The organism is Chitinophaga oryziterrae (assembly GCF_009758125.1).
Classification (GTDB): Bacteria; Bacteroidota; Bacteroidia; order Chitinophagales; family Chitinophagaceae; genus Chitinophaga; species Chitinophaga oryziterrae.
Genome location: NZ_WRXO01000011.1, coordinates 319,461 through 331,367, shown reverse-complemented (window position 1 = coordinate 331,367; position 11,907 = coordinate 319,461). Strand labels below are relative to the sequence as shown.

General features: G+C 43.1%; 13 protein-coding genes and 2 tRNA genes. 7 read left to right on the top strand and 8 right to left on the bottom strand.

Features of this window, described 5'->3' with window-relative positions; genetic code table 11:
* Positions 1–70 precede the first annotated feature (70 nt).
* The 3 genes from rpmI to GO495_RS28600 all read left to right on the top strand — a co-directional run bounded on the left by rpmI (position 71) and on the right by GO495_RS28600 (position 3,921).
* Positions 71–268, top strand: a complete 198-nt coding sequence (rpmI, locus tag GO495_RS28610) for a 50S ribosomal protein L35 (protein WP_089788140.1) — start codon at positions 71–73, stop codon at positions 266–268.
* A 49-nt stretch (positions 269–317) separates the two neighbouring features.
* The gene (rplT, locus tag GO495_RS28605; protein WP_089788135.1) at positions 318–662 is read left to right on the top strand and encodes a 50S ribosomal protein L20; all 345 of its coding nucleotides are present in this window, start codon (positions 318–320) and stop codon (positions 660–662) included.
* A 295-nt stretch (positions 663–957) separates the two neighbouring features.
* Positions 958–3,921, top strand: a complete 2,964-nt coding sequence (locus tag GO495_RS28600; protein WP_240915362.1) for a glycosyl hydrolase — start codon at positions 958–960, stop codon at positions 3,919–3,921.
* 26 nt (positions 3,922–3,947) lie between these two features.
* Here the strand turns inward: GO495_RS28600 and ispE are convergent, their stop codons facing one another.
* The 4 genes from ispE to GO495_RS28580 form a co-directional block, all read right to left on the bottom strand.
* Positions 3,948–4,754, bottom strand: a complete 807-nt coding sequence (ispE, locus tag GO495_RS28595; protein ID WP_157303366.1) for a 4-(cytidine 5'-diphospho)-2-C-methyl-D-erythritol kinase — start codon at positions 4,752–4,754, stop codon at positions 3,948–3,950.
* A gap of 5 nt (positions 4,755–4,759) precedes the next feature.
* Positions 4,760–5,362, bottom strand: a complete 603-nt coding sequence (locus tag GO495_RS28590; protein WP_157303365.1) for a bifunctional nuclease family protein — start codon at positions 5,360–5,362, stop codon at positions 4,760–4,762.
* 109 nt (positions 5,363–5,471) lie between these two features.
* Positions 5,472–6,440, bottom strand: a complete 969-nt coding sequence (locus tag GO495_RS28585) for an electron transfer flavoprotein subunit alpha/FixB family protein (protein ID WP_157303364.1) — start codon at positions 6,438–6,440, stop codon at positions 5,472–5,474.
* Positions 6,441–6,470: 30 nt separating this feature from the next.
* Positions 6,471–7,211, bottom strand: coding sequence for an electron transfer flavoprotein subunit beta/FixA family protein (locus GO495_RS28580; protein WP_157303363.1), 741 nt, complete (start codon positions 7,209–7,211; stop codon positions 6,471–6,473).
* Between the two features lie 52 nt (positions 7,212–7,263).
* Here GO495_RS28580 and GO495_RS28575 point away from each other — a divergent pair, with 52 nt between their 5' ends.
* Positions 7,264–7,572 (top strand): tetratricopeptide repeat protein, encoded by a 309-nt coding sequence (locus tag GO495_RS28575; protein WP_157303362.1) that lies wholly within the window; start codon positions 7,264–7,266, stop codon positions 7,570–7,572.
* A gap of 9 nt (positions 7,573–7,581) precedes the next feature.
* The gene (gene tilS, locus GO495_RS28570) at positions 7,582–8,910 is read left to right on the top strand and encodes a tRNA lysidine(34) synthetase TilS (protein ID WP_157303361.1); all 1,329 of its coding nucleotides are present in this window, start codon (positions 7,582–7,584) and stop codon (positions 8,908–8,910) included.
* Here the strand turns inward: tilS and GO495_RS28565 are convergent.
* From GO495_RS28565 to GO495_RS28555, 3 genes are all read right to left on the bottom strand, one after another.
* Complete coding sequence (locus GO495_RS28565) at positions 8,903–9,388, bottom strand: response regulator (RefSeq protein WP_157303360.1); 486 nt, start codon at positions 9,386–9,388, stop codon at positions 8,903–8,905. The genes tilS and GO495_RS28565 overlap by 8 nt on opposite strands.
* Positions 9,389–9,594: 206 nt before the next feature.
* Positions 9,595–10,215, bottom strand: coding sequence for a rhomboid family intramembrane serine protease (locus GO495_RS28560; RefSeq protein WP_240915361.1), 621 nt, complete (start codon positions 10,213–10,215; stop codon positions 9,595–9,597).
* Positions 10,216–10,252: 37 nt separating this feature from the next.
* On the bottom strand, positions 10,253–10,726 hold the full coding sequence (locus GO495_RS28555) for a 23S rRNA (pseudouridine(1915)-N(3))-methyltransferase RlmH (protein WP_338075480.1): 474 nt from the start codon (positions 10,724–10,726) through the stop codon (positions 10,253–10,255).
* Positions 10,727–10,831: 105 nt separating this feature from the next.
* Here GO495_RS28555 and GO495_RS28550 point away from each other — a divergent pair.
* Positions 10,832–10,905 (top strand) — tRNA-Arg (locus GO495_RS28550).
* Between the two features lie 155 nt (positions 10,906–11,060).
* A tRNA-Arg gene (locus GO495_RS28545) sits at positions 11,061–11,134 on the top strand.
* A gap of 186 nt (positions 11,135–11,320) precedes the next feature.
* On the opposite strand, the gene GO495_RS28540 is transcribed toward GO495_RS28545, so the two are convergent.
* Entirely contained in the window at positions 11,321–11,842 is a 522-nt protein-coding gene (locus GO495_RS28540; protein WP_157303359.1) for a MepB family protein, read from the bottom strand.
* Between the last annotated feature and the right edge of the window lie 65 nt (positions 11,843–11,907).

Sequence of the window (11,907 nt, the reverse complement as noted above, 5' to 3'; positions counted from 1 at the left end):
TAAATAATTTATATTGCAAGTATATTGTTTCAAATATTTATCTACCTTTGCAGTCCAAATTTGATGTAAGATGCCCAAAGTAAAGACTCATTCCCGGGCGAAGAAGACCTTTAAGGTTACCGGGAGCGGACAGATTAAGCGGTATAATGCTTTCAAAAGTCACTTGCTGACTAAGAAGAGTACCAAAAGAAAGCGCCACCTGAGAGGTAGCAGCCTGGTTAGTTCCGCTAACCTGGACCTGGTAAAAAGAATGCTTGCTCTCAGATAGAGATGTGGTGTTGGACAATTAATTATTAACCTGAGTAAAAAAGCACTATATGCCTCGTTCAGTCAATGCAGTAGCTTCCAGAGCCCGCAGGAAGAAAATATTAAAGCAGGCCAAAGGGTTCTACGGTAAAAGGAAAAATGTTTATACCGTAGCCAAAAACGTTTTAGAAAAAGGTCTTACCTATAGCTATGTAGGCCGTAAATTGAAGAAAAGAAATTACCGCCAGCTGTGGATCGCGCGTATTAACGCTGCTGCCAGAGCCGAAGGTTTGACCTATTCTCAGTTTATTCACAAGCTGTCTGACAAGAATATCGACCTGAACAGGAAGGTATTGGCAGACCTGGCTATGAATGAGCCTGAAACTTTCAAGACTCTTATCGCTTCCGTTAAGTAATTACGGGAAGATAAAAATATATCGCTTAAAAGTCTGCAAATTCAATTTGCGGACTTTTTTTGTTGTCTGCTGCTAAAGGATTTAAAATATTATATTGATTGAAGTCTGCAAATCAAATTTGCAGACTTTTTTATTATCAGCCTGTTTAGATGTTGAATATAAAAGAAAGTCATGGAAACTATAGAATGCCGGTAAATGATTAATTTGTTCATTCTCACAATTTGAATTTTGAACTTCCTTTATATACTGAGTAATGTATAGAAACCTGATATGTTGTCTTATATTTTTTTCCTGTTTGATTAACACTGGCTATGCGCAGATTAACATACTAAAAGAAGGCTTCCTTCATCCACCAGACACTGCAAAGCCAGGTGTTTACTGGTATTTCATGGATGGCAATATGTCCGCAGCGTCTATAACCGCTGATCTGGAAGCCATGAAAAAGGCAGGCATAGGTAATCTTATTTTCCTGGAAGTGAATGTAGGTATTCCCCGCGGTCCGGTTGATTTCCTAAGCGATGAATGGCAGGATTTGTTTGCACACGCAGTAAAAGAAGCAAAACGTTTAGGCATTGAGATTACACTGGGCATTGGCCCGGGCTGGACCGGAAGCGGTGGCCCATGGGTAACACCGGCACAGTCTATGCAACAGCTGGTGAGCTGTGCCATCACTATCAATGGTGGCAGAAAAAAGACTATCAGATTGCCTGTACCTCCGCCCAAGCAACCCTACTTTGGCGAAGGCGCATTTACTTCTGAGCTAAAAAAACAATGGAATGATTTTTATGAAGATGTAGCCGTACTGGCTTATCCTACACCATCTGCTGCATCATCTAAAATAACTGATATCGATGAAAAAGCACTATTTTACCGCGCTCCTTACTCATCTGTAAAAGGAGTAAAACAGTTTTTACCAACTGTAGCCGTTTATGATGAGTTGCCCGGGGAAGCAATAATTGACCCGCGTAAAATCATTGACCTCACCGGGAAACTACAAGGGAATGGTAAATTGAATTGGGTAGCCCCTAAAGGTAACTGGACCATCATGCGCCTGGGTAGACGTAACAATGGCGCCATTACCCGTCCTGCGCCAGTACCTGGTTTAGGCTTTGAAGCTGATAAGTTTGATACTATTGCCCTCAATGCCCACCTGGATAATTATGTAGGTAAGCTACTTCGTAAAACAGGTAAACCTGATCCATCAGATGCAGGTGGCTTAAAGAGATTACATATCGATAGCTGGGAAATGGGCGCACAGAACTGGACGCCCCGCTTCCGGGAAGAATTTAAAAAGAGGAGAGGATATGACCCGCTGCCCTATTACCCTGTTTATGCAGGGAACGTGACAGGGAGTGTAGAAATAAGTGAGCGTTTTTTGTGGGACCTGCGTCAGACCGCACAGGAATTGGTACTCGAAAATCATGCTGAACATGTAAAAACATATGGTAAACGTAATGGATTGCAATTATCCATAGAGCCATATGATATGAACCCTACTGCCGACCTGGAACTTGGTTCCGTAGCGGATTTGCCTATGGCAGAATTCTGGAGTAAGGGGCTGGGCTTTAATTCCTCCTTCAGTTGTATTGAAGCAACTTCTATAGGACATGTGAACGGTAAATCCCTGATCCCTGCTGAAGCATTTACCGCACAGGATAATGAGGGATGGAAACAATATCCGGGTGCTATGAAAAACCAGGGCGACTGGGCCTTTGCTACTGGTATCAACCGTTTTGTTTATCACACTTTTCAAAACCAGTTCCTGGCAGATTCACTGAGGCCAGGTGCTACAATGGGGCCCTATGGTGTACATTGGGACAGGAATCAAACCTGGTGGCCGCTGGTTGGTGCTTATCATGATTACATTTCAAGATGCCAGTATATTTTACAACAGGGCAGGACAGTGGCTGATGTGTTATATCTGGCGCCAGAAGGCTCGCCACATGTGTTTCGTCCGCCTTCATCAGCCATGGACGGGGATGTTGTAATACCGGATAGAAAGGGATATAATTTTGATGGCTGCTCTCCGGGACAGCTGTATATGGCCAGTGTAAAAGATGGCAAAATAGTATTCCCTCACGGAGCCAGTTATCAATTACTGGTGCTACCTGCTGTTAAAACGATGACACCTGCTTTGCTGCAAAAAATAACTTCACTGGTACATGACGGAGCTACTGTAATAGGTGCTCCACCATTGAAATCCCCGGGATTATCCGGTTATCCAGCCTGTGATACGCAGATCAGTAATATGGCAAAGGCACTTTGGAATAGCTTGCAGGAGCCACTACAGCAGACTATACGCACTTTTGGTAAGGGAAAGATAATATGGGGAGGAGAGTTAAGTAAACAGATCAACGATCTTTATCCTGAATACGACCTTACTGCTCAAATACTTCGTAATATGGGCATTGAACAGGATTTCAGTGCAAACGGTCAACTCAGATACACGCATCGTACAACCGCTGAAGAGGATATTTATTTTGTATCTAACCGTACGGACCAACAGGTACAAACGACTGCATCATTCAGGACTAACAAAGGCTACGCACAGTTATGGGATGCTGTTACCGGCCGTATCACGAAGTTGCCGGAGTATACTGTAGCAGGCCAGCTTACGTCTCTGCCGTTGAAATTTGACGCATATCAAAGTTATTTTATCGTATTTACGAAAGACTCGCTGTCCGCATCTGTCAATAAAAACTTTGCAGCTAACACTGTTATTCAAACACTCACTGGTCCCTGGCAGGTATCTTTCGATCCTAAATGGGGAGGCCCCGGAAAAGTCCGCTTTGACGAACTGAAAGACTGGACACTAAGACCAGAGGATGGCATCAGGTATTATTCCGGCACAGCGATATATAGTAAAACTTTTGATCTCCCCGCAATGAGTAATTCCTCAAAGATCTATCTTGACCTTGGAGAGATCTATAATATGGCCAGGGTAAAACTTAACGGAAAAGACATCGGTATTCTGTGGACAGCCCCATGGAAAGTGGACATCACGGATGTGGTACAAAAAACAAATAATCAACTGGAAATAGAAGTGATTAACCTGTGGCCCAACAGGCTTATTGGAGATGAAAAGATGCCCGACGATGGTATTAAGAATGAGGATCAGTGGCCCGACTGGCTGCTTAATACATTACCAAGGACCAGCGGCAGGTATACATTTTCGACTTATAAATTTTATGACAAACATTCCAAATTGCTAAAGTCCGGATTAGCAGGACCGGTTTCTATTCTGCAGGAAGAACTTTAAAGTGTATTGGAGAGAAGCCATCTAACTCAGAGAATAAATACTTTGTGGCCGGTGTTGAATGTAATACCGGCTATCTTGTTTTTAGGGAAAATACCCACCATCGCAGATCCGCTACCGCTCATAGTAGCGTATACAGCACCATAAGCGTATAACTCTTCCTTGATCTGTCCCAATTCCGGATGCGCACTGAAAACGGGGGCTTCAAAATCATTGCTGATGGTCTCTTTCCAGCTTTCAACAGGCGTTAATATAGTATCGCGTAATGATTGTGCCGGTATTTTCGGCGTGATGCGACCGAATGCCCATCCTGTATTTACATGAATACCCGGGTATACCAATACCAATGACCAGTTGTCCAGGTTCAGCGAAACAGGTTCCAGGATTTCGCCACGGCCAGTAGCATAGCAGGGTTTATTGGGAATAAAGAAAGCACAGTCGCTGCCCAGTTTAGCTGCATAGGCTATCAGTTGCCCTTCTGTTAGAGAAAGTTCAAAACGATCATTCAGCAATTGCAACATAAAGGCGGCATCTGCTGAGCCTCCACCTAGTCCGGCACCTATTGGAATATGTTTGTGCAGGTGAATATTGACTTCCGGTAAGGAGGGGAAGTCTTGTTTTAATAAATGCCAGGCTTTCAGACAGAGATTGTCTTCAGTATTCCCGGGCACGGGAATACCACTACCTGTAAATGTGAGTGTCCCCGGTGTAATCACTTCCAGTGCATCTGTCAGTGGTAACGGGTAAAACACGGTTTCCAGGTCGTGAAATCCATCGGGGCGTTTACGTATGACGTGCAGGCCCAGGTTTATTTTACAATTGGGAAAAACGATCATGGGAGTTACCTGCTTTTCCGGCTGTTGATTTCGTCGCGGATAGCAATAGCACGAATATAATCTTCCTGTTCCAGCACTTCCTGTAACAGTTGGGTCAATTCATCTACGTTCAGTACTTTCAAATCATCTTCAACTCCCTTTTCATGCTCGGAAATAGTAGGTGTTAATGGTTTCACACCTGTTTTTTTACCGGCAGGGTCATCCAGCAGGATGCCGGCGCTGTTCAGTATATTTTCATACGTGAAGATGGGACAGCCAAAGCGTACTGCCAATGCCAGGGCATCGGAAGTACGCGAGTCTATCTCTATAGTTTCTTCGTTACTGTAGCAAATCAATTTAGAATAAAAAATTCCCTCCTGCAGGTTACTGATAACTACTTCATGGAGTTCAATGGTGAACGCATTCATGAAGTTCTTCATCAGATCGTGTGTAAGCGGGCGGCTGGGTTGCATTTTCTCCAATGCTACAGCAATAGCCTGCGCTTCAAATCCGCCAATAACAATTGGCAAACGCCGTAATCCATTCACCTCTCCTAAGACCACGGCGTAAGAATGCGTTTGCGTAATGCTGTGCGATAGAGCAACTATTTCCAGTTCTATTTTTCTCATATCTGTCCTGCGTTGTCGCTGAATATTTTGTAAGAACGTGAAGTTAGAAAAAATATTCCTTATCTAAAAATAGCTTAATGCTTTAAACCAAAAGCAACAGGCTTTTGCCTTAGCTTTTGAGTTGCTTTATGGCTGCTGTCAGTTTTGGAACTACCTCAAAAGCATCTCCCACGATACCATAATCTGCTGCTTTAAAGAATGGGGCTTCCGGATCTTTATTGATGACAACAATCACCTTACTACCATTTACACCTGCAAGATGCTGTATTGCGCCTGAAATACCAATAGCTATGTATAAGTTTGGCCGCACTGTTAAGCCTGTCTGACCTACGTGTTCATGATGCGGACGCCAGCCGGAGTCTGCCACGGGGCGGGAACAGGCCGTTGCAGCACCCAGCACCTTGGCCAGGTCCTCTACCATCCCCCAGTTTTCCGGGCCTTTAAGGCCGCGGCCGCCACTTACTACAATCTCTGCTTCTGTCAATGGAATATCTCCGCTAACTGTCTGCACACTGCTCACTTTCACTTTGAAATCCGCATCATTGATAGCAGGAGAGAAGGCCGTTACGCTTGCAGCGGCATCCGTTTTTTCCAGCGGAAATGTATTAGGCATTACAGCGATTACCTTTTTCACCGCAGTGATATTGATATTAGCGAATGCCTTACCGGAGAACACACTTTTCTTCACCACAAATCCATTAGCAGTATCCGGTAATGAAATAGCACCGGATACCAGTCCGGCCTTTAAACGGGCAGCTACGCGGGGCGCAACAGCCCTTCCGTCAAAATTATGCGGGAATACTATAATGTCTGCGCCTTCCTGCTCTGCAGCAGCGGCAATAATCTTTGTATATACGCCACTTTCCACTTCATTCAGGCGGCTATCGGCCGTATGTAATACTTTAGTGACACCGTAATTGCCAAGTGCAGACAATTCTGCGGCATCTACCTCTCCAAGCACCAGTGCAGTGGCAGTAGTACCGGTTTGAGCGGCGACTTTTGCTCCATATTGTATCGCTTCAAAAGCTACTTTCTTAATTTTACCTTGTGCCTGATCTGCAAATATTAAAACTGACATGTTTAGTGTAATATTTAAGTTCTTAGAAATTTAAAACACCTTCGCCTCTTCGTGCAATAGCTTTACCAGTTCTTCCACATTATCAGCACTTATCATTTTCACACCTGCTTTAGGGGCGGGTAATTCAAAGCTGGCGATGGCGGTCAATGTATCTGCGGCTATAGGTCCCACTACAGTCAATGTTTTAGTACGTGCTGCCATGATTCCGCGCATATTGGGAATGCGGGCTTCTGCCATTCCTTTCTGGCAGGATACTACCAATGGCAGTGTTACCTTTAATATTTCTTCACCACCTTCTATTTCACGGTTGACGGTTGCTTCTGTACCATTCAGTTCCAGCTTCGCTGCAATCGATATAAATGGCTGATCAAGCAGTTCTGCTACCATACCACCAATGGCAGATCCGTTATAGTCGATGGTTTCTTTACCGGTGAGTATAAGGTCGTAGTCCTGTTGCTTAGCGTGAGCGGCTATCTGCGCTGCAATAAAGTAGCTGTCCTGGCTATCCGTATTGATACGGAAGGCCTCATCTCCACCCAATGCAAGCGCCTTACGGATAATGGGTTCAGTATCCGCACCTCCTGCTGTAATAAGATGTACCGTGGCTCCAAGGGTTTCTTTAAGCTCCAGTGCCCTTACCAGGGCATACCATTCATCGTAGGGGTTGATGATGAATTGCACACCCGCCTCATTGAATTTCGTGTTGTTGTCTGTGAAAGCTATTTTTGCAGTTGTGTCCGGAGTTTTACTGATACATACTAAAATCTTCATGGCCTAAACTGTTTAGTTATTTAAAACGGGAATGGGCAAATATATTTAAATAATGGATAGGATAGCCAGGATAAAGGAAATTCTTAAAGACAGCCCTGAGGATAGCTTTCTGAAGCATGCGCTGGCGCTGGAATACATTAAATTGAACAACGATCATGACGCTCGTCAGTTATTTGAAGAACTGCTGGCACATGAGCCGGGATATGTAGGTTCTTATTATCAGCTGGGCAAACTGCTGGAAAGGGCAGGGGATACTGCACAGGCTATCAAGGTCTATGAAAAAGGCATGGAAATGGCAAAAGCTGCAGGAGAGAAACATGCATACAATGAATTACAGACGGCCCTGGATGACCTTATTTAATCTGCAACAATGGATTTACTGACTGGATTGACCACATACATACAGAAAGAGAATTTGTTCTCTCCTGATCAAAAAATATTATTAGCCACCAGTGGGGGTGTTGATTCTGTGGTAATGGCCCATCTTTTTAAACAGGCGGGCTTACCTTTTGCTATTGCCCACTGTAATTTCCAGTTGCGCGGGGATGAATCTGTACGGGATGAATCGTTCGTGACTACGCTGGCGGCTACACTCGGGGTGCCATTTTTCAGTGTCCGCTTTGATACAGCTGATTACGCTACGGAGAAGCGTGTGTCCATACAGGTGGCTGCCCGGGAACTACGCTACGAGTGGCTTGAGACTACCCGTAAAGCTTCCGGATGCGCGTATATTGCTACCGCACATCATATGCAGGATAATGTAGAAACGGTGCTGATGAATATCTGCAAGGGTACCGGTATTTCGGGTTTACATGGCATCCTGCCCAGGCAAACCACGCTGGTGCGGCCACTGCTGTTTACACAGAAAAAGGATTTGCTGGCTTATGCGACTGAGCACAACATCTCCTATGTAGAGGACAGCTCCAATATAACGATCAAATACACCCGTAATTTCTTCCGGCACCAGATCATCCCTGTTATGCAGGAAGCTTATCCAGGAGTAGTTAATAATATAGCAGCGGGTATAGAACGTTTCCGGGAAGCGGAAGAACTGTATAGCCAGTCTGTAATCCGTCATAAAAAAAGACTCTTATCACAAAAGGGAAATACCTGGATGATAGCAGTCCTGCGTTTGCAAAAGACCGTTCCATTGCATACCATTGCCTGGGAAATATTCCGTGATTTCGGATGTAGCTCTGCACAATTACCACAGGTACTGGAACTACTGCACAGTACCTCAGGACGTCTGGTAGAAACAGCTAGCCACCGCATTATACGCGACAGGCAATGGCTACTTATTACTACACTGGCAGAACAGGAAGCGCCCCTTATCGTCATTGAAAAGGAACGTACACATGTTGTTACCACGGACGGCCACCTTAAAATAAAAGAAGTAAGCAAAACGGTTATTCCTACAGCTGCCAATATTGCCTGTCTGGATAAGCATACTGTACAATATCCGTTGTTATTGAGAAGATGGAAACAGGGCGACTATTTCTATCCGTTAGGAATGCGCAAGAAGAAAAAGGTGAGCAGATTCTTTATAGATCAGAAGCTGTCTTTGTTGCAGAAGGAAAAGATATGGGTACTTGAATCCGGTAAACGGATAGTGTGGGTAATAGGGATGCGTATCGACGACCGTTTTAAGATTACAGATTCTACAAAGGATATGTTACTGCTTGAATGGAGCGCTATTTAAAACTATCCATCAGGCTGTTAAATTCGGGAAATGAATGCCTGGATAAACAGAAATCATAGAAGTGCTGTGCAGATAACAGGTATTCTTCATAAGTAAATGGTTTTACCATATATGAAAGGGCGCCCAGTTGTCTGCATTCATGCATTTCTATTTCATTCAGAGATGATGAAAAGATAATCACCGGGATATCTTTATAATGAGCTATATTCTTTAATTCTCTTAAAGTTTCTCTACCGCTTAAGCGGGGCATATTCAGGTCCAGTACTACCAGCGAAGGCAATGTTCCTTCATCACTATGCATTTGTGCGGCCAGATGTTCCAGTACTTTCTCACCATCTTCCACAAAAAAGGGAACATTGGGCAACTTAATGGCGTTAAATGCATCCTGCATTATGAAACGATCTTCCAGATCATCGTCAGCTAATAATATCTTCACTACCTTATCCATATTTGATAAATTCTCTCTTGTTAATATCATAACATGCCGGTTTCGCGGGGAGAAATACCACTGGACATAAGATCTTCCCGTAGAGAAAAATCCACTAATTGATTCTTCATCCACAATTCAAGGATTTGCTTTGTCGCCTTCTGTAAGATTTTAGCTGTGTTAAACCTCATGGAGTGCCGCATTTTGCCTGTGAAAGTATATTTGAAAATTATACTCACACAAAAAGCAAACCGCATTTATCTGTAATGATGTAACAGCTGATCCAGGAAGTAAGGTCCTATTCTTGGTTCAAAAATGAGCGGGAAGGTAATCCCAAACAAGGCGCCCCATAAATGTGCATCGTGGTTGATACCGGAACCTTGTCCGCGTCTGGCCATATAGATAGTATAACCGAGGTAAATGAATCCGTAAACGATAGCAGGCATAGGTATAAAGAAAACACCGATACGCTGCCAGGGATTGAATAAGATAAAGGCAAATACCACAGCGGACACTGCACCGGAAGCGCCAATAGTACGATAGTTATAATCGTTCTTATATTTAAAGTAGGTTGGGATATCAGATATGACTAATGCCAGCAGATAAAACCCGAGGTAGTATAACTTCGAATCGAAGAGTTGCAGAAAAGCGGATTCGATATAACGGCCGAAGAAATAGAGGGTCAACATGTTGAAGCCGAGATGCATATAATCGGCATGTACCAGTCCTGAAGTAAAAAAGCGGTAAAACTGTTTCTTTTCTTTTACCATGTAAGGCCACATACTCAATTCATCCATCTTATCCGGCCTGTTAAAGGTAGTGATGGATATAAGGCATGTGATGATAATGATTGCTAAGCTTAAAGTCATGTGTTCCATTCCAGTCTACTATTTAGTATTGTAAATGTAATTCATTTCACTGATGATGATATTTTTCCCTGTTGAGTACTGTATAGGCCCGGTATAACTGCTCTGTCATGATCAGCCTTACCAGTTGATGGGGGAAGGTGAGGGGAGAGAGGGATAATTTAAGCTGGGCTCTATCCAACAGACTGTTATCAATACCAAAGGCACCGCCTATCAATATAATGACCTGTCTGACACCAGCATTGGCCCTTTGCTGTATAAATTCCGACAGTTGAATGGTATTCAGCATTTTCCCGTATTCGTCCAGGGCTACCAGGTAGTCCTGAGGCTGCAGCATGTCCAGGATCAGCCTGGCTTCCTGTTTTTTAAGTTCCGGTATGGACAGGCTGGCAGCCTGTTTAACAGTAGGTATTAATTTCAGGTCGAAGTCTACATAATGTTGCAGGCGTTTCTGAAAGATGGCAATTCCATCTTTTATGTAGGGATCATTATCTTTCCCGATGCTCCACAGTTGAATTTTCACGGGTGGCGTTTTTGCGAAAATAGGGATTTTATTTTGCCGGTATTTTTAAAAAATATTTGGAGATTATGATTTTTTTCATACTTTTGCAATCCCAATCACGGGAATGGCTTCGTAGCTCAACTGAATAGAGCATTTGACTACGAATCAAAAGGTTTCTGGTTTGAATCCAGACGAGGTCACTAAAAGGGTCTTAAACTGTAAAGTTTGAGGCCCTTTTTAAATTTGCATAACTACCTCCTGCCGCAAAATCCTTTCATAGATAGTTAAATCTACATGTCAGATTTTGATAATTAAAAATATTTATTCTAGATTTGCAGTCCCAATTTAGGGGAATGGCTCCGTAGCTCAACTGAATAGAGCATCTGACTACGGATCAGAAGGTTTCTGGTTTGAATCCAGACGGGGTCACAGAACAGAAAGTCGCGATTAATCGCGACTTTCTGCGTTCATGTATGTTTTGATCTTAGTTTGAATGAAAAATCCATGGCTGTTGAATTTGAGAAGCATGTTTTGCTCAGTAGAATTAATATTGTTGAATTTTGCACGTCGCCCCATTATTGCCAAACCGATTTTGGCGGTTCGTTTTTTTGTCTGTTATTTTTTTTTGCTAAATAATTTTCTTGTCAAGTCAAGATCGGTAGAGTTGTCGCTTTTAATTGTCAAAAAGTATTCAGTCTGCCAACTTTGAGTTTTTTCTGCTTGTCTGTTAGTTACAGTGTCCCACGGTGGATAAACCCGAATTCCTCTTTTTCCATCTTTTCCGTTTTGAGAGATAATTCCTTTGTCGGCCAAAACTGATTTTGGAAGAATAAATTGTCCAATGTTGTCGCCAATTTTTGATGTTATTACGACAAAATCAATGTCGTCAAAAATGTCAAAGGGTTCTGTTATTCCATCCTTGTTTCGTTCCCAGATAGTCACAAATTGCCCTGTTTTTGTCGGTGTAATTTTAGAAACCCTATGTTCAATTGTCTGTCCATTAAGTTTAAACGAACAAGCACCGTATTCTACACTTTCTGAATTCAGTTTTAGATCTGTCAAGTGGAAACCACATTTGTCATAAACCAATTCTTTCACAATTTTAAGGTCGTTATGAAGAGCGTTTTCAGTTGTCATAATCTACGGTTTTTTATTCCTGTCTGGTGTTACTCTACAATGACCGCCAACGGAAAAGTATTGGC